Source organism: Paenibacillus sp. FSL H7-0690, assembly GCF_037980415.1.
In the GTDB taxonomy this organism is placed as follows: Bacteria; Bacillota; Bacilli; order Paenibacillales; family Paenibacillaceae; genus Paenibacillus_AQ; species Paenibacillus_AQ odorifer.
The window spans coordinates 6,594,065-6,611,210 of sequence record NZ_CP150281.1 but is presented as its reverse complement, the minus strand read 5'-3'; the positions used below and the strand labels follow the sequence as shown (position 1 = coordinate 6,611,210).

17 protein-coding genes are annotated in these 17,146 nt (G+C 47.1%); 11 read left to right on the top strand and 6 right to left on the bottom strand.

Annotation, left to right across the window (positions count from 1 at the left end):
• Window positions 1–48: 48 nt before the first annotated feature.
• The 4 genes from MHI32_RS29095 to MHI32_RS29080 are packed head-to-tail and all read left to right on the top strand — an operon-like array spanning window position 49 to window position 4,455.
• Window positions 49–1,440 (top strand): NAD(P)-dependent oxidoreductase, encoded by a 1,392-nt coding sequence (locus MHI32_RS29095; RefSeq protein WP_076124030.1) that lies wholly within the window; start codon window positions 49–51, stop codon window positions 1,438–1,440.
• A 44-nt stretch (window positions 1,441–1,484) separates the two neighbouring features.
• Window positions 1,485–2,774 carry an NAD-dependent dihydropyrimidine dehydrogenase subunit PreA gene (gene preA, locus MHI32_RS29090; protein ID WP_076124028.1) on the top strand — a complete coding sequence of 430 codons (1,290 nt, stop codon included), beginning with the start codon at window positions 1,485–1,487 and terminating at the stop codon, window positions 2,772–2,774.
• Between the two features lie 2 nt (window positions 2,775–2,776).
• Window positions 2,777–4,204, top strand: a complete 1,428-nt coding sequence (gene hydA, locus MHI32_RS29085; RefSeq protein WP_248548949.1) for a dihydropyrimidinase — start codon at window positions 2,777–2,779, stop codon at window positions 4,202–4,204.
• Complete coding sequence (locus MHI32_RS29080) at window positions 4,204–4,455, top strand: hypothetical protein (protein ID WP_051491218.1); 252 nt, start codon at window positions 4,204–4,206, stop codon at window positions 4,453–4,455. Before hydA ends, MHI32_RS29080 begins: the two co-directional genes overlap by 1 nt.
• Before the next feature lie 322 nt (window positions 4,456–4,777).
• Here MHI32_RS29080 and MHI32_RS29075 read toward each other — a convergent pair whose 3' ends face one another.
• Window positions 4,778–5,296, bottom strand: a complete 519-nt coding sequence (locus MHI32_RS29075; protein WP_248548950.1) for a GNAT family protein — start codon at window positions 5,294–5,296, stop codon at window positions 4,778–4,780.
• A gap of 180 nt (window positions 5,297–5,476) precedes the next feature.
• Here MHI32_RS29075 and MHI32_RS29070 point away from each other — a divergent pair, with 180 nt between their 5' ends.
• Window positions 5,477–6,094, top strand: coding sequence for a TVP38/TMEM64 family protein (locus MHI32_RS29070; protein ID WP_036682051.1), 618 nt, complete (start codon window positions 5,477–5,479; stop codon window positions 6,092–6,094).
• A gap of 59 nt (window positions 6,095–6,153) precedes the next feature.
• Window positions 6,154–7,065 carry an aldo/keto reductase gene (locus tag MHI32_RS29065; protein WP_076179216.1) on the top strand — a complete coding sequence of 304 codons (912 nt, stop codon included), beginning with the start codon at window positions 6,154–6,156 and terminating at the stop codon, window positions 7,063–7,065.
• A 12-nt stretch (window positions 7,066–7,077) separates the two neighbouring features.
• Here the strand turns inward: MHI32_RS29065 and MHI32_RS29060 are convergent, their stop codons facing one another.
• From MHI32_RS29060 to MHI32_RS29045, 4 genes are all read right to left on the bottom strand, one after another.
• A complete protein-coding gene (locus tag MHI32_RS29060) occupies window positions 7,078–8,589 on the bottom strand; it encodes an aminotransferase class V-fold PLP-dependent enzyme (protein ID WP_340011554.1) in 1,512 nt (503 codons plus the stop codon).
• Between the two features lie 125 nt (window positions 8,590–8,714).
• Window positions 8,715–9,191 (bottom strand): DsrE/DsrF/DrsH-like family protein, encoded by a 477-nt coding sequence (locus tag MHI32_RS29055; RefSeq protein ID WP_036682046.1) that lies wholly within the window; start codon window positions 9,189–9,191, stop codon window positions 8,715–8,717.
• 121 nt (window positions 9,192–9,312) lie between these two features.
• Window positions 9,313–9,630 (bottom strand): hypothetical protein, encoded by a 318-nt coding sequence (locus MHI32_RS29050; protein ID WP_076278292.1) that lies wholly within the window; start codon window positions 9,628–9,630, stop codon window positions 9,313–9,315.
• A gap of 54 nt (window positions 9,631–9,684) precedes the next feature.
• A complete protein-coding gene (locus tag MHI32_RS29045; RefSeq protein WP_036682044.1) occupies window positions 9,685–10,308 on the bottom strand; it encodes a GPR1/FUN34/YaaH family transporter in 624 nt (207 codons plus the stop codon).
• 335 nt (window positions 10,309–10,643) lie between these two features.
• Here MHI32_RS29045 and MHI32_RS29040 point away from each other — a divergent pair, with 335 nt between their 5' ends.
• The 4 genes from MHI32_RS29040 (at window position 10,644) to MHI32_RS29025 (ending at window position 14,524) form a co-directional block, all read left to right on the top strand.
• Window positions 10,644–11,561 (top strand): prenyltransferase, encoded by a 918-nt coding sequence (locus MHI32_RS29040; protein WP_036682043.1) that lies wholly within the window; start codon window positions 10,644–10,646, stop codon window positions 11,559–11,561.
• Window positions 11,562–11,596: 35 nt separating this feature from the next.
• Window positions 11,597–12,373: a DUF6081 family protein gene (locus tag MHI32_RS29035; protein WP_340011551.1), complete on the top strand. Its 777-nt coding sequence runs from the start codon at window positions 11,597–11,599 to the stop codon at window positions 12,371–12,373.
• A gap of 38 nt (window positions 12,374–12,411) precedes the next feature.
• Window positions 12,412–13,365: a 1,4-dihydroxy-2-naphthoate polyprenyltransferase gene (gene menA / locus MHI32_RS29030; protein WP_076219134.1), complete on the top strand. Its 954-nt coding sequence runs from the start codon at window positions 12,412–12,414 to the stop codon at window positions 13,363–13,365.
• Between the two features lie 163 nt (window positions 13,366–13,528).
• On the top strand, window positions 13,529–14,524 hold the full coding sequence (locus MHI32_RS29025) for a Gfo/Idh/MocA family oxidoreductase (protein ID WP_076179214.1): 996 nt from the start codon (window positions 13,529–13,531) through the stop codon (window positions 14,522–14,524).
• Between the two features lie 88 nt (window positions 14,525–14,612).
• Here MHI32_RS29025 and MHI32_RS29020 read toward each other — a convergent pair whose 3' ends face one another.
• The gene (locus MHI32_RS29020; RefSeq protein WP_076179275.1) at window positions 14,613–15,968 is read right to left on the bottom strand and encodes a dicarboxylate/amino acid:cation symporter; all 1,356 of its coding nucleotides are present in this window, start codon (window positions 15,966–15,968) and stop codon (window positions 14,613–14,615) included.
• A gap of 356 nt (window positions 15,969–16,324) precedes the next feature.
• Here MHI32_RS29020 and MHI32_RS29015 point away from each other — a divergent pair, with 356 nt between their 5' ends.
• Entirely contained in the window at window positions 16,325–17,095 is a 771-nt protein-coding gene (locus MHI32_RS29015) for a hypothetical protein (protein ID WP_340011549.1), read from the top strand.
• Window positions 17,096–17,146: the final 51 nt, after the last annotated feature.

The window sequence follows — 17,146 nt, the reverse complement described above, 5'->3', positions numbered from 1 at the left end:
TATTATATAACACAAATATGAAAAATTACCCATAAGGAGGGACTAGTGATGGAGCATTCATCTCCGTTAACAGCATTTACACCTGATATGTTCATGCGCAATTTCGCCGAGGCTGAGCCGCCTCTGACCCATAAAGGTGCCCTGGATGAGTCTAATCGCTGTCTATATTGCTACGATGCCCCATGTATAAAAGCATGTCCGACCAGCATTAATATTCCCTCCTTTATCAAACGGATCGCTACTGACAATTTGAAAGGCTCGGCACAGACGATTATGGATTCCAATCCTGTGGGTGCCAGCTGTGCTCGTGTTTGTCCTACAGATGAGCTGTGTGAAGGAGCCTGTGTGTTAAATGATGCCTCGGCGCCGATCCAAATCGGACTGCTGCAGCGTTATGCGACAGATTGGGCGATGAACAGCGGAGTTCAATTATTTAAGGCTGGCACCCCTAATGGGAAAAAGGTAGCCGTAATTGGTGGTGGTCCTGCGGGATTGTCTGCGGCTAGGGAGCTCGCCCGTGAAGGTTTTGCTGTTGTGATCTACGAAGCAAAGGCGTTAGCGGGTGGGCTGGATACACATGGGATTGTATCGTTTCGGCTCCCGCAGTCTGTATCTCTTTGGGAAGTAGAGCAGGTAGAGAAGCTGGGTGTGGAAATACGTACAGGTGTAAAAGTCGGAGTGGATGTTTCTGTAGATGAGCTGAAGTCGAATTATGATGCTATCGTTTTGGCAGCGGGTATGGGATATGTGCCTCCAATAGGGATTGAAGGTGAAAAAATGGCTGGAGTTTATGACGCTATTGCGCTTGTAGAATCTACTAAGACGGGCATTCCTCTGCTAGAGCTGATGGATCAGCGGGTCGCTGTCATTGGGGCAGGGAATACGGCTATTGATGCAGCGACTTGCTCAGTGCGGCTGGGAGCCACCAATGTGAAAATGGTCTACCGCCGGACCCGCGAAGAGATGACGGCATATGACTTTGAATATGAATTCGCGAAGCAGGAAGGTGTGGAGTTCAGCTGGCTTACCTTACCGAAACGTATCGTGGGTGATGAGCTTGGGAATGTAACCGCACTGGAATGTGTGCAGATGAAGCTGACGGAGGAGCTGGGCAAAGATGGGCGTCCAATACCTATGCCGATCGAGGGTTCTGAGTTCTTGATTCCTGTAGATGCGGTTGTAATAGCTATTGGTCAAAAGCGTCGTCTGGATCTAATAGATTCCTTAGGTCTTATGCATGACCGTGGGGTTGTTAAGGTGGATGAGGTCACCTGCCAAACCTCCGATCCGCAGGTTTATGCCGCTGGGGACATTATTTTTGGTTCAGGTAAGGGTGAGGCCATGGTTGTGTCAGCGGCACAGCAGGGAAAAGATGCAGCCCATGCGATTGTTAAACAATTCTCAGGCCAGCAGGAGGTCGTTGTTAGATCAGCGGGCTGAGCGTAGAAATCAAATTGGATTTTACATGACAGGGAGGGAACATCATGGCAGATTTAAGTATTAATCTCGCAGGAATCAAATCACCGAATCCGTTCTGGCTGGCCTCCGCGCCGCCTACGAATACAGGTTATCAAGTGCAGCGGTCCTTTGAAGCAGGTTGGGGCGGTGCGGTGTGGAAGACGCTCGGCGATCCGATCATTAATACCTCATCGCGTTTTGCGGCAGTAAATTTCAATGGGCAACGGGTTGCGGGCTTTAACAATATTGAACTGATCACCGACCGTCCGCTTGAAGTTAATCTGAAGGAAATCTATGAAACGAAAAAAAGATTCCCTAATCATGCGATTATAGCCTCCCTGATGGTAGAACCAACGCAGCATAAATGGCATGAGATTGTTAAGCGGGTAGAGGATGTGGGTGTAGACGGCCTGGAACTTAATTTTGGCTGTCCGCACGGGATGGCTGAGCGTGGAATGGGCGCTGCTTCGGGGCAGCAGCCTGATCTGGTGCAGGCACAGACCACCTGGGTAAAAGAAGTTGCAACGACCCCGGTGATTGTGAAGCTGACGCCTAATATTACGGATATCACCGTCGTTGCCCGCCATGCGGTTAAGGGTGGAGCAGACGCGATTAGTATGATCAACACGATCAACAGTCTTGCTGGTGTAGATATTCATAGCTGGAACACAATTCCGAATGTTGGGGGTCAGGGTGCACATGGCGGTTACTGCGGGCCGGCTGTGAAACCAATTGCGCTTAGTATGGTGGCCGAGTGTGCCCGTGACCGGGGAGTAGGCATTCCTATCTCCGGTATTGGAGGGATTTCCACCTGGCAGGATGTTGTTGAATTCATGCTGATGGGTGCTACGGGCATTCAAGTATGTACAGCGGTCATGCATCATGGCTTCCGGATTGTGGAGGAAATGATCGATGGCCTGAACAACTATTTGGATGACAAAGGTTTGGCTTCTGTAACAGAGTTAATCGGTAAATCGGTATCCCGGTACTCGAACTGGGGTGATCTGGATCTCAACTATAAGGTTGTTGCCCGTATTAATGAGAACAACTGCATCAACTGTAATAAATGCCATATTGCCTGCGAAGATGCTTCACATCAGTGTATTGATATGTTAACTAATGCAGATGGGAAAGCTATTCTACAGGTCCGCGAGGAAGATTGTGTAGGTTGTAATCTTTGTTCTATTGTCTGTCCAGCAGACGGCGCGATCGATATGGTTCCAGTGGATACCGGGGCAGCTCCACTGACCTGGAATCAGCGGCAGAAAGTGATCGGCAGTTTGAATGGCACCTATTCGGAAGTGGAGGTGGTTTAAGGATGAAAAAGATTATTAAAAATGGCATCATCGTTACCGCAGCAGATACTTATACAGGCGATGTGGCGATTGAAAACGGGGTTATTACGGAGATTGGCCTTCATTTGGATGTCCCTGGTGCGGAAATTATAGATGCCTCGGGGTGTTATGTTTTTCCTGGAGGCATTGATCCTCATACCCATCTGGATATGCCTTTTGGCGGCACGGTTACAGCTGATAATTTTGAGACGGGAACTATTGCGGCTGCATATGGCGGAACGACCACAGTCATTGATTTTTGCTTAACCACCAAAGGACAACCGCTACAGCAAGCCGTAGATACATGGCATCATAAGTCGCAGGATAAAGCTGTGATTGATTACAGCTTCCACCTTATGGTCTCAGAATTAAACGATAAAGTACTGGGTGAGCTTCCGGAGATAATTGAGAATGAAGGCATTACCTCGCTCAAAGTATTTATGGCTTATAAGAATACTTTTCAGGCGGATGATGGCACACTTTTTAAGACCCTTCAAGCTGCGAAAAAAGAAGGTGCACTCGTTATGGTGCATGCGGAGAATGGAGATGTCATTGAATATCTTGTTGAGCAGGCCTTGGCCGCAGGCAACACTGATCCGATCTTTCATGCGCTGACCCGCCCGCCGGAGCTGGAGGGTGAAGCTACGGGACGCGCAGCTTATCTAACCGAACTGACAGATTCTCAGCTGTATGTTGTACACGTGACCTGTGCGGAAGCTGCTTGGAAGATTGCTGAAGCGCGTAAAAAGGGACTGCGCGTCTACGGCGAGACTTGTCCACAGTATTTAGTGCTGGATCAGACGGCACTGGAAAAGCCTAATTTCGAAGGTGCTAAATACGTGTGGTCTCCGCCCCTGCGTGAGCAGTGGAATCAGGATGTTTTGTGGGATGCGTTATGGAGCGGCAGCTTGCAGACGATTGGCTCTGACCAGTGCTCGTTTGATTTCAAAGGACAAAAGGATCTGGGGCTGGGCGATTTCTCCAAAATCCCGAACGGTGGGCCGACCATTGAGGACCGGTTTACAATTCTATATTCGGAAGGTGTGCAGAAAGGCCGGATCTCATTGAACAAATTCGTAGACATTATTGCTACCTCTAGCGCCAAGCTGTTTGGCTTGTATCCGCAAAAAGGCACGGTCGCAGTAGGTAGTGACGCTGACCTGGTCATTTTTGATCCTTCTGTAGAAAGAACCCTTTCTGCGGACACGCACCATATGAACGTAGATTATAATGCGTTTGAGGGCTTTGAAGTGAAGGGAGAGCCTGTTTCTGTTCTCAGTCGAGGCGAATTTGTTATTCGTGACAAACAATTTGTCGGCAAAGCAGGTTCGGGAAAATATTTGAAACGCAAACGTTTTGCAGCGGAGGCTCCTCTTCCTTCTAAGGCAGAAATCAGCGGAGGTGTAGTCTAATGTCTGCTTTTGCGGAATATGCCAAAGAACAGCAGGAGATTGATGGGCTGCTTTTTAAAGGATATACGATTGCCGGCATCCAAGAGGATTTGGACGGTGCCCGAATAAAGTTTGTCAGAGGGGAGCCGGCTAAAAGCTCGGTAGAGCTGTTACTGCTGACAGCGGATGCCCGTAAGTACGTGACAACCCTTGTGGTTGCGGGGCTGAGGGCGGAAGGTGAGCAGGCGGGTTGTTACAGTGGAGAGGTTTGAGGGAAATGGAATTGAAAGCTGAGTAGTGAGCCTGCGCAGGATAGGGGGCCTACTGCTCGGCTTTTTATTGTGTTCCTGAAAGGGTGCGTGGAGATAACTTCTCTGAAAATAGCCGATTATCATCGCGGCATACACTTTTTGGGGAAAACCTCCCTAAAAAGTGGCTGATTAGGGTCCCCGAATAGACGATTTAGGGAAAACCTCCCTAAAAATTACTGAAATACGCCGATTTTGCTCAAATTCGCTGAATATTAGGGAAGTTTTCCCTGATTTGCAGTTATAGGCACCTGAAAGACCAAAGATCAGGGAGGATTTCCCTAATCTATTTCTGTCGCTGCTGCTCACGCTCTATATACTCATACCGTAATATGGACATGATATGCAGAGATTCAAAATGTCCCTCAACCTTCATACAATCACGTAGAGTCCCTTCCAGTGTAAAGCCACAGCTTTCATAGACATGGCGAGCCCTGTGGTTGTGATCTCTAACATCCAACCATAGCCGATGCGTCTCGGTGTGCTGGAAGATCCAGTCGCTCACGAGACGAAGCGACAGTTTGCCATACCCAAAGCCCTTGGAATGGATGACGATTCGTTTAATACAAACGGTAAGATGAATATCTTGAAGTCCTGTTACGATGATATAGCCGACTCTTTTCCCGGACCTCTCCCAAATTGTAAGATGCAGGATATCTGGATCATGGATAGCCGTAATGTGCTCGTCTTTACTCCACTGTCCGATATAGGCACGATTAAGCTCACTTTGTTCAATGGCTAGAACGAACGCTAAATCCTGCTCAGTGGTAGTTTGCAGATCCAACGTTTCTGAATGAATGATCATAACCTTATGCCCCCGTCTAATATGTATTTTTGTCTATAGTAACGAAGAATTTTCTCCCTGTCATTTAATTAGTCCCGGTTGCTCACTCTATATTGGCGGCACTGTAGGAATAAACGTAACTTCGTGTATAATTGAGACCAAGTGTTAAGAATTCCAATCGGATGAGGAGATCAGCTGGTTATGTATTTTCTTGATATTATGTCTTGGCTGACAGAGGATAATCTGCGGCATCTGCTTGAACAATATCGTTCGTTTGGGCCCTTTCCGGGCATTGCGTTAACGTTTATGAAATCATTTATACCACCACTGCCAACTATTGCGATCGTAGGGTTAAATGGGGCCGTATATGGTTTATGGTTAGGTTTTTTGTATTCTTGGATCGGTCTGGTTGCAGGCTGTGTGACTACCTTTTGGATTATCCGCAAAGTAGCCTCCCATCGTTATTTACGAAAATGGGCAGCGCGGCCCAAAGTAGCCAAAAGCATGACGTGGGTGCGGCAAAGCGGATTTAGCTATGTTTTTCTGCTTAGTATATTTCCGGTAGGACCTTTTGTTGTGATTAATATGGCAGCGGGGCTTGCCGGGATGAGGTTCCGTTCGTATCTTCTTGCGCTCACGGTAGGCAAAGCGATTATGGTATTCGCAGTTTCATACATTGGCAACGATCTGGAACGTTTCATTCGCCAGCCGTGGGAGATTATCTATGTTCTGTTGTTTATCGGGCTGTCGTTATGGGGAGTCAAAGCCATCGAAGCGCGTTTTGCTAGAACAGCACAGGATGGGAACAAGATAGCTTAGCATAGAGTCAGAATTAACTTGAATCCCTAAATTTAAATAGAATAAAGGAGGAAATGATGATGAAATATCGTAAGCTTGGCAGTACAGGAATGAATGTCTCGGTGATTGGCCTAGGGACTTGGCAGTTTGGCGGAGAGTGGGGCAAGGATTTCACTCAGGTTGAAGTCGATGCCATGCTGGATAAGGCTGGAGAGCTGGGTATTAATCTGATTGATACGGCAGAATGTTACGGAGATCACTTGTCGGAGAAGTTCATCGGGGATTATCTGGCGCGCCGCAAACGCGAGGACTGGGTTGTAGCTACGAAATTTGGCCATCATTTTCAGGGGCATTTGCAGCGGGAACAGCTATGGCGTGCTGAGGATGTGCTTAAGCAGCTGGACGACTCCCTCCGCGCACTCCAGACAGAGTATATTGACCTCTATCAATTCCATTCCGGAACGGATGAGCAATTCGATAATGATAAGCTGTGGAGTATGCTCGACAGACAGAAGCAAGCCGGCAAAATCCGTCATTTGGGCGTGTCGATCAGTGCATCGGGCTCGGGGGTGCACCAGACCTCTGCGGCAGCGGATGTGCAAGCAGAGGCCATACAAGTAGTATATAATCGGCTGGATCGTCAACCTGAAGAAGAGATTCTTCCGCTGTGCATCGAGCATCAATTAGGTGTGTTAGCTCGCGTTCCGTTAGCCAGTGGTTATTTGAGCGGCAAGTATAAGCCAGATGCGGTTTTTGCTCAGGGTGATGTGCGAGCTAACCATAAAGAGGATGTAAGACAAAAGCAGCTGCGCGCAGTAGCAGAAATTGCTGCTAATGAAGTGCCGTCAGGTCTGGATATGGCGCAGTGGGCTTTGGCTTGGTGTCTCCAGCATTCCGCAGTAACCAGTGTAATTCCGGGCTGCAAAAATGTAGAACAAGTCATCTCCAATGCCAGTGCTGCCGATTTGGACATGGTGAAGGGCAACGTGTGATAAGTTAGATTGTTACATGGTGAAGAGTTCTTGGAGCTTCATCTCGGGTGAATGCTGCGCGTAGATATGATTCCAGCTGTTCGTGGAAGTATCGTAAAGGTAGTCCTGCTTCCATTGCTGGACATGGGTCGCAATACTCCTTACAGCGGATACAATTCTCTTTACTTCCTGATTAGTCATAATGGGATGTAGGGAGATGCGAATCCACCCTGGTCTGAAGGATTGGTCGCCGCTCATGATCGCTCCGGCAATCTGAGCGGATTGCGTCCACCCTAATCCAAGCAGGTAATGTCCGTATGGACCTGCACAAGAGCAGCCGCCTCGAGCTTGTATGCCGAAACGGTCATTCAACAGCTGAACAGCGAGGTTGTAATGGATATCACGAAGTGTAAAAGAGACGATTCCATGACGTTCTGTATGATCTCCGGCCAGCAGCGCGCACTCCGGGATGCTGCGGAGTCCTACCATTAATTCCTGACATAGCTCGTGTTCTCTAATCACCATATATTGACCGTTTCCATTCATCTGCTCCTTCAGCTTCACGCAAAGCGCCGTGCGAAAAGCTTGTAAAAACCCCGGTGTTCCCCCGTCTTCCCGCATCTCAATCGCATTAGTGTAGCGGCGTCCTCCCCAAGGGTTGACCCAGGCTACTGTACCTCCACCCGGTTCGTCAGGAATACGTCCATTGCTCAGCGCTTCATCAAAGATTAGAACGCCATTTGTGCCCGGCCCACCCAGAAATTTATGCGGAGAAAAAAAGATCGCATCAAGCTTCTCCAGTGGGGAAGGTGGGTGCATATTGATAGGATCGTAGGGAGCACTGGCGGCAAAATCCACAAAGCATACGCCCCCATGACGATGCATAGTAGCCGCTAGCTTTGCGTAAGGCGTCTGAATTCCAGTCACATTAGAACAAGCTGTAAATGAACCAATCTTGAAACGGCGATTGGGGTACAGTCGCAGCTGGTCTTCAAGCTGTTGAGGGTCAATATTTCCGTCCTTTCCGGCGGGAATGGTAACGACGTCACCAAGTCCCTCCTGCCAAGGAAGAATATTGGAATGATGCTCCATATGGCTGGTGAAGATAACGGGGCGGTCTTCCAGTGCACGGTTATTATGTTCCTGTAGCCATTCCGGGAGCCTTAATCCCATGATACGCTGCAGCTTGTTCACGGCTCCTGTTGTTCCATTGCCGCAGAAGAGCAGTACATCCTGAGGGCCAGCATTTACATGGTTCTTAATGATTTGGCGAGCTTCATTATAAGCCTGCGTCATGATTAGTCCGGTGGTGTTGGAATCTGTATGTGGATTGCTGACGTAGGGACCGAAGGCTTCCTGCAACTTGCGTTCGATCGGTTCATATAAGCGCCCGCTTGCGGTCCAATCGGCATACAGAAGCGGCTGTCTGCCATAAGGGGTGTTGATTTGATGCCGAATGCCGATGGTGTGACCACGAAAAGTATCAAAATGGTCTTGTAATGAAGCGGGCGTCTCTGCAGAAGAGGCGTGGATGATGTTTAGCACGGATATTCCCTCCAGCCCGTACGCCGTCAGTGCTAAGTTAATGGGGTGTATTTTCGGCGTGCCAGTAGTTTCTATGGCAACAGTATATGCCTGCATGGGGGATTGGGTTAAAGCCTAGTCAGACTTTAAATAAATAACTGTACATCACTTTCTAAAGCATCTTTTAAATATGCCGCAGCATCGATGATTTCGACCTCTGGCAGCAGTTCCTCGGGCTTAAAGCCCATGATCTCCACAGAGAGCTTGCAGGCATAGAATTTGATGTTTTTTTTACGAGCCCCTTTTAGAAAATGAATCAGCTTCGGTGCGCCTTGTTCCTCCATCATTTCCTCGAGCATCATTCGTCCTAGCCCGCTAAAGTTCAGATGAGAGAGCGGCAGCTGCCCAGGGCCCTTCGGTGTAATAACATCCATCAGCTTCTCGTAGATACTCTTGTCCTCAAGAGTCATCTTCTCCGGATCACGCACCAAAAATAGACCCCAGAATGAAAAAAACATAGTAACCTCGACATCGATATCTCTTGCGGCATTCGCTAGGATCAGTCCAGCCATCGCTTTGTCGTATTCCCCACTGAACATTAGCAGATTGATTTTTTTGCTCACCCTGATAATCCTCCCGTTACTTTTATTAGAATGTCATTAGTATGGTTGTGAGGGGGAGAACTATGCGAAGAAGCTTTCTGAAATTATAAAAAAAAGCCCCCTTTCGGGAGCTTGAGATTTACTAATGTGCTTCAGGATCTTTAGATTCTGGACCTGCATTGCGACTGATGTCGTAATAACGGGCGGACAGCCAAATAGCTCCGGTAAATAACACAATGAGTCCAAGGACGATAGAAAAGCGCCAATCGCCTGCTTTGAAATTCAACTGAAGCACCGTTAGTACTAGTGAAACTTGGGTCCAAACCAGTGTTCTTTTGCGAAAAGCCGCAATATCACCAACCATCTTCGGGATATTCCGAATGATCAGGTAGGCAATAACTGCGAGAATAAGGGCGAAAATAGCAGTTACCGCTAATTCAGAAGAGGACAGGACATGCATAGTCTCAGCATCCTTTCGGCTTGCAAAAGTATTAGTTTCAGATCAGAACAATTTCTATTTTTTGAAGATGCCCAGCGGAGCTCCAATCGGTAAGAAGCTGCGGCCGAAATGAGCGTTTAGCACGGATGCTCCACATCCGTAAAGGGACACGATACCAATACCAAGCTCAGCACAAGCAGCTAGCTTATGGAAGAATTCTGGAGCGATCCCAAAGGAATCAAAGGTTAGTCCGATAAAGAGAAAATCTATCAATACAAAAATAATAAGCAGAACTCTATTTGCCTCAACGGCACCAATCGTCATAAAGAGTGTGAAGATCAAGTAACCCAGAAATACAAATCCGAGCTGCTTAGGATCTACAGCCTCCGCAAGCGTTGGACCAAATACGCCAAGCTTGATTAGCCAGCTGCTAGCCATGCCGAACCAAAAGAAAGCGTAGGCGCCAAAGGCGGTCATACCAAAGGTATTGTTGTGCTTAGCATCCTGAATGGCGGCGAATAGCTGCGCGAATGCTCCCAGGAAGATAGCCCAAGGAATAACGTAGCTAAGTCCTGTTGTAAATTCAAGCTTCTGTGAAGAAGCGACCAATGTGACAATAGCCAGTCCGAATAGCCCGATGGCGCTAGGGTCGGCAGTGACGATTTTGACAGATTGGGTGTTAGGGGATTGCGCTGACATGACAGTAAAAGCCTCCATTATTATATATAGTTTTACGCTCTTAAAAACAGCCCGTAAGGGGCGCTGTTCATAGGCTTGCCTATCATATCATATCGGTATGTGCTTGCCTATAAAACAACACTCATTTTTTGTCGTAAAATAGGGGTCCTGCGTGAAATAAGGAATTGTTTACATTTTTATCTTCCATTATCAAGATACTTAACCAAACAAACGGAAGTATTATGTCAAGAATAGACATTATATGCAGTGATAATCTTCACAATCTATTGAAAATTGATGTATAATAGTCAGTGATAATTATTATCAAATCATATGAAAAAGGCGGTAAGCTTGAAGTGAACAAATGGACATTATTTACCAAGGCGACCCGGTTTTGGAGTTTTTCTGTTATGCTCATCCCGATTGTTTTGGGGACCGTTGGGGCATATGTATGGGAAGGGACATTCCATCCGGTTTTATTTATTCTTACCTTAATAGGGGCGATTTCGGCGCATTTGTTCTCCAATATGGTGAATGATCTGTGGGACTTCCGCAACGGAACCGATACAGAAGCAAAGAATTCCGCTGGTGAAATCAGCACAAACTCCGGGCTACTGACAGGTGGAATCCTCTCGGAGTCTTTTTATGCAAGGATGACCTGGAGTATGCTGGCGATTGCCCTTATCTGTGGTGGGATTCTTAGTATATATAGCGGTTGGAACATCCTCTGGTTTGTACTTGTTGGTGCTTTAATCGCTTATTTCTATGTGGCTCCGCCACTGCGTTATGGCTATCGCGGCAAAGGTTATAGTGAGATGGCCATTTTTATTGCTTTTGGGATTATGCCTGTATTAGGCTCCTATTTCGTACAAACCGGTCAGTTTAGCATGAAGCCTGTAATTCTCTCGCTGCCTGTCGGATTTTTAACTACATTATTGTTGTTTAATCACCATTTCCTACATTGGAAAGCGGATGAGCAGGCGGGTAAGCTTACGCTTGTTGTAGTATGGGGAGAACAAAAGGCACTTGTATTCTCACGTGTACTTCTTTTTACTGGTTACGCTTCGGTGATAGTCTGTGTGCTGTTGGGTGTACTTCCTGTTTACGCACTGCTGGCGCTGGTTACAGCTTTCTGGCCGCTGCGCATTTACAGTAGTCTCAAGCAACATAATGCTTCGCCGGCTTATATCCCGCTGATGGGTGCTTCACAAAAAGCCTCCGTACGCTGCGGAGTAGTAATGGCAATAACTTTATTAATTCAAGGCTTGATCTGATACTAATAGATGGACTACAGAAGGAGTGAGCTTTCATGGAAAAGAAGGACAAGGAATTGACGGCAGAAGAACAACAAGTTAAAGGCAATCGCATGGTTCTTGGGGATTTTCACTCTATTTTAGAAGAAGGAAAGGTCTGGAAGACGGGTGGATTTACACTGCCTGACGGATCTTTTTGGGCTTACCGTGAGCCGGAGGCTGTAGTTATCGTTCGTAATGATACCTTGTATGTACGTGCGAAGTTATCTCGTGAGAACCATCAAGTGCAAATTCTGGACAATGCCAAGCACATGTATTATTCAGCCAAGCCAGTGGAGATTCCGGAAGCTGGAGAGATTAGCATTGAGCTGCAAATTCGTTGCCGTACACAAGGAACTGCACCTGGAGATCTGTATGATGGATATGTATCGCTGAACCTGCTGGATTTCACGACAGGCGCTGCGCTTGATTTCTTCGCGGGAAATGACAAATACGCTAGTGTATATGGTATATTGCCGTTCCCGGGTGTACAAGTGCCAGAAAGCACTGGAACGAAATATTTCTGCATCTTTAAAGAAGATACGGATTTCAAACCACGGGAATTCAATACGTACCGTATTACCTATCACCGCGGCAATGATGAGGCTGTATTCTATTTGAACGGCAAGGAAGTACGCCGCGAGAAAAATATACCGCTTAAATTCAGTAACTTCACTGTAGCGCTCGGAATTATGACAGAGAAGGATCTGAGTCCTGAAGGCAGTGTGTCTGTACATGGACAAACAGTTATTGCAGAATGGTCCCCGGTGACGGTTACAACAACTGAACAGTAATGCCTTGCAGGCTCATTTGACAGATAAGGGTGTATGGTGTGAATATTAAAAGCTTTCTAAGATTTGTGGAGCTGCCGACGAAGGTAGCCAGTATTATTCCGTTTCTAATGGGAACGTTGTATGCCCTGTACCGGTTTGAGGATTTTTACGTATTGCGTTTTGGATTGATGTTCGTGTCTTTGCTTAGCTTCGATATGGCGACGACGGCGATTAACAACTATTACGATTTCAAAAAAGCCTCCAAAACCCACGGCTACGGCTACGAAACGCATAATCCGATTGTTCATTTTAAGCTAAAAGAGCGCACCGTCGTGGCGACGATTGTTATTTTGCTGGCGCTGGCAGCAGGAGGCGGGATTGCGCTTGTCACTCAGACGGGTTTGCTGGTCTTTTTGCTGGGTGGACTGTCGTTCTTGATCGGTATACTTTATTCGTTCGGGCCGATTCCCATCTCGCGTATGCCGTTAGGTGAGCTGTTTTCGGGTTTGTTTATGGGCTTTGTTATTATTTTTATCTCTGCCTATATCCATACGGATGAGCATGTGGTTTCACTGCTGCTTCAGAACGGCTGGGTCAGCTTGAATATCAACATCGTGGAAGTGCTGTACCTTTTCTGGTTTTCCGTGCCCGCTATTTTGGGGATCGCAGGGATTATGCTCGCTAATAATATTTGTGATATTGATGAGGATGTGGAGAATCGCAGGTACACGCTTCCGGTGTACATTGGCCGCCGCAATGCGCTTGTGCTTTTTAAATATCTCTACTATGTCTCTTATCTGGATCTTGTAGTGCTGCTGATCTTAGGGATTAATCCTATTCTGGTTCTGTTGATTCTACTTACGCTGATCCCGCTTCGCCGAAATATTGCCTTGTTCACAGAGAAACAGGAGAAGGCGAGTACCTTTATTCTTGCCGTCAAAAACTTCGTATTGATGAACCTTGCGCGTATAGTTGTGCTGGGTGCGGCTGTGCTGTTAAATGCACTAATATAAACATTCATATTTTATAAAAAAGCAGTGTCTATCGGGGTTGGAGCTCCTTTTGGCACTGTTTTTTTGCAATTTGCAGGCTTCTTTCTGTTAGAGAAACGTTTCATTCTATGATAAGGTGGCTTTAAGTATAGTAAGTAATCTATAAGGAAGAAGGTTAGCAACGATGGTGCAAAAACTTCGCTGGGGAATCATGGGCTGCGCGCAGATTGCGACAGGTTCAGTGATGCCGGCTATAATGGATTCGGAGACGGGAATGATTACAGCGGTAGCCAGTCGCGGTTTAGAAAAAAGCAGCGCTGTAGCCGCAGAGTTCGGAATAGATAAAGCTTACGGCAGCTATGAGGAATTACTGGCGGATAAGGATATTGATGCGGTGTATATTCCACTGCCAAATCACCTCCATCGGGAATGGGTAATCCGTGCGGCGGAAGCTGGCAAACATATCTTATGTGAGAAACCGATCGCGCTGAACAGTGAAGAAGCGGCTGAGATGGTAAAAGCTTGTAATGATGCTGGAGTCCATTTGGCAGAAGCTTATATGTATCGGCATCATCCTCGGATTGCGGAATTGCAAGAGATTATCGCTAGCGGAGAAATTGGCGAATTACGCTCCATTCGAGGCACTTTTACTTATAATGACGCTACAGACACCTCTAATATTCGCTTTAAATCCGCTTGGGGCGGCGGCTCGCTTTATGATATCGGCTGTTATCCGCTAAGTGCAGCACGACTGCTGTTCGGAGCTGAGCCAGAAGCCGTAACAGTACATGCTATGTTCTCTCCGGAGCATGACAACGTAGATATGATGGCTTCAGGACTGGTAGAGTTTCCGAAGGGGCTAAGCCTGATTTTTGATTGCGGGATGTGGGCATATAACCGCCAGCTGTTAGAGATTCTGGGGACCGATGGAATGATTGAAGTGCCTATGCCTTTTAATGCTAGAGATGAGGACGCTGAATTTTTTGTGCATACGGGAGAAGGGGTAAGACGGGTTGATGCCACCGGGGCGAATCCCTATACACGGGAGGTCGATGATTTTGCCGCCGCAGTATTTACAGGAAAAAAATTATTTGCACCTGAGGATGCAGTGCTGGGCATGCAATTGATCGAGACTTGTCTAGCTTCTGCTAAAAAGCGGGAAAGAATTAGTATGCTATAAGAAGATGAATCCAATAGGAATCTATGCAAAAAAAACCTCCGGGCGCTCTGCTTTACGCAGATTCCGGAGGTTTTTACAGTTTCAGCTTTTAAACGGTGCTCAAGAGAATATCATCGTCATCATTGCTATTAAACGCTTCGCGGTCAAATTCACCTTCGGAATTAGCTACTAACAGAGCTGTTACAGCTGTTCCAGTTGCGTTTACAGCGGTACGGCCCATATCGATGAGCGCTTCAACACCTGCAACGATAGCGATTCCTTCAAGCGGCAGCCCGAGAGCAGTTAAGACTACTGTGGTGGAGATTACGGCTGGTCCAGGTACGCCAGCTACACCAATGGAAGAAATAATACTTACTAATACCAGTGTAATATAGTCGGTCCAGTTCAGATCAATACCGAATACTTGGGCGGTAAATACAGCCACAATAGCTGGCCAAATCCCACCGCACGCATTAAAGTTCACAGATGCCCCTAACGGTGCGATAAAGCTCGCGATCCGCGGGGAGACATGAAGCCGCTTCGTAATCACTTCTAGATTGACCGGTAGGGTTGCGTAGCTGCTTCTGGTTGTGAAGGCAACGGTAATGGTTGGATACACTTTGCGGAAGAAACGAATTGGATTCACCTTCGCTACTAATAGAACCAATCCGCCAAAGATAAGTACAAAATGTATAATCATTGCTACGTACGAGGTTATAATTACGCTGCCTAGCTCCTGCAACGTCTCCCAGCCATAACGTGCGGTGATTCCGGCAATCAGTGCGAATACGCCATAAGGCGTCAGGCGAATAATGAATTTCACAACCTGATGCAGTATCAGTGTCAGGGATTCAATAAGATCACGTACAGGCTTGACGGCTTCCGGTTTCTTGGAGCCAATCTTGATTATAGCCACTGCTAGGAAGATCGCGAAAATGAGTAGAGGCACAACCTTACCCGTAGCTGCTTCATTAACAGGGTTAGATGGAACAAGATCGAGGATAACCTGGGAGAAGGTCGGGATTTCACGGGCTGCAAAATCTGCGGGTACATCTTGTTGTATACCTTGGCCGGGATTGAACAGCAGCGCAACGGATAGGCCGATAATAGAAGCGATGCCCGTTGTTCCGAGGAACCAGGCGAAGGTTTTGATCCCGATTTTGCGTAGATACTCCAGATTGGTTAAGGAAGAAATGCTGTTTAATACGAGTACGAATACTAAAGGAATGACGAGCATGCGGATCAAGCTGATATAAATGCTGCCGAATGTGCTAATAGCTTTGGTCTCTAAATCGAAGTACTGAAAGAATATACCGGCAATAAGTCCGATGCCAAGTCCGATGAGTACCCGGGTACCAAATCCAATTCGTTTACGTGCCAGTAGAAACAAAATTGCAAACACAAATATGGAAGCGACAAATCCATACCAGTTCGTTTCGATGGCGGATAATAAGTTGTTATCTATGTTCACTACCAATACCCCCTTAAACCTAGTTTTTTAATGTGATTAATCCTATTGAGATCAATCTATATAGAATTTATAGTAAAGTCAATGTAATTATATGTTAAAAATAATAAATTCCGATAAAAACCATGTGAAAAATAAAAATTGATTGACAAGGCACTATGGCATGAATAATATGGAACTTAATCACAAGCCAATTGGAATCGACTGGACAGCCGGAGATTCAACGAAAGACGCGTAAATTGCGTCCCGTTGAGTCTCTTTTTTTTTACTTTAGAGAAGGGAGAGTTACGGATTTAAGGTACAAGAATGTAGTGAAGGGGTTTCTTATTTTATTTGAAAAGGATGGTACACATATGAAAAAGCTTTCGATCTCTTTGGTTGCCGCCGCTATCGTCTTCTCCGCATTGACGTATGCCGCGGTATCCGCTAACAAAAAAACAGCAGAGGCAGCACCCATTCAAGAGAGTAGTAATACAGCAGTAACCGCAGCAGCTTTACCAGTAGCTACTTCTGCGGCAGCAGTTATTGTTCAGGCAGAAGCTACTGCAGCTCCTGTAACAGAAGCTGTCCAGCCGGAAGCTTCGGCTCCAGCAGCTGAGACAGTCACGGCAAAAGCGACTACGGCCCCAGCCGCAGCTGTTGATTCTGCGGCGAAGGTTGTGGCTTCAGCAGCTCCAGAAGCGGGTGCAGCTCAGCCTAAAGCAGCTGCATCCCCGGCTACGGACACCGCTAAGACGGCAACAGCTGCAACAACGGTATCTGCATCTGTTAAACCGCAAACCAGCGCAGCAACGCCTGCGCCAACTGCTGCGCCTACGACTGCTCCAAAAGCAAACGTAACCGCTAAAGCCGTTCAGCCGACTGCCGCTCCTGTTGTATCTGAACAGCCTAAGGAAACCGCAGCTCCCGTAGCAAAAGCAACGGAGACACCTTCCAAAAAGGCTATAACCTTCTCTACCACAGAGGTAGTTAAGGCGACCCCGGCTCCGGTAGTTGAGTCTTCTCAACCGAAAACATCGTCTTCTGCACCTGCATCCACAGTCAGCGCGCCAGCAGCTGCTCCAGTGGAAACGGTTCAGGCACCCGCACCGGCACCAGCCGCTGAGGAAGAGGTTTGTCCTTGATGAGCAGCAGGCTCATTCAGGATTCCTTTCAGCCCATTCATCCCATAAACC

Excerpts from the sequence above, each read along its gene's own strand:
- MHI32_RS29095 (WP_076124030.1), top strand. The coding sequence starts at position 49 with ATGGAGCATTCATCTCCGTTAACAGCATTTACACCTGATATGTTCATG.
- preA (WP_076124028.1), top strand. The coding sequence starts at position 1,485 with ATGGCAGATTTAAGTATTAATCTCGCAGGAATCAAATCACCGAATCCG.
- hydA (WP_248548949.1), top strand. The coding sequence starts at position 2,777 with ATGAAAAAGATTATTAAAAATGGCATCATCGTTACCGCAGCAGATACT.
- MHI32_RS29080 (WP_051491218.1), top strand. The coding sequence starts at position 4,204 with ATGTCTGCTTTTGCGGAATATGCCAAAGAACAGCAGGAGATTGATGGG.
- MHI32_RS29075 (WP_248548950.1), bottom strand. The coding sequence starts at position 5,296 with ATGATCATTCATTCAGAAACGTTGGATCTGCAAACTACCACTGAGCAG.
- MHI32_RS29070 (WP_036682051.1), top strand. The coding sequence starts at position 5,477 with ATGTATTTTCTTGATATTATGTCTTGGCTGACAGAGGATAATCTGCGG.
- MHI32_RS29065 (WP_076179216.1), top strand. The coding sequence starts at position 6,154 with ATGAAATATCGTAAGCTTGGCAGTACAGGAATGAATGTCTCGGTGATT.
- MHI32_RS29050 (WP_076278292.1), bottom strand. The coding sequence starts at position 9,630 with ATGCATGTCCTGTCCTCTTCTGAATTAGCGGTAACTGCTATTTTCGCC.
- MHI32_RS29045 (WP_036682044.1), bottom strand. The coding sequence starts at position 10,308 with ATGTCAGCGCAATCCCCTAACACCCAATCTGTCAAAATCGTCACTGCC.
- MHI32_RS29035 (WP_340011551.1), top strand. The coding sequence starts at position 11,597 with ATGGAAAAGAAGGACAAGGAATTGACGGCAGAAGAACAACAAGTTAAA.
- MHI32_RS29025 (WP_076179214.1), top strand. The coding sequence starts at position 13,529 with ATGGTGCAAAAACTTCGCTGGGGAATCATGGGCTGCGCGCAGATTGCG.
- MHI32_RS29015 (WP_340011549.1), top strand. The coding sequence starts at position 16,325 with ATGAAAAAGCTTTCGATCTCTTTGGTTGCCGCCGCTATCGTCTTCTCC.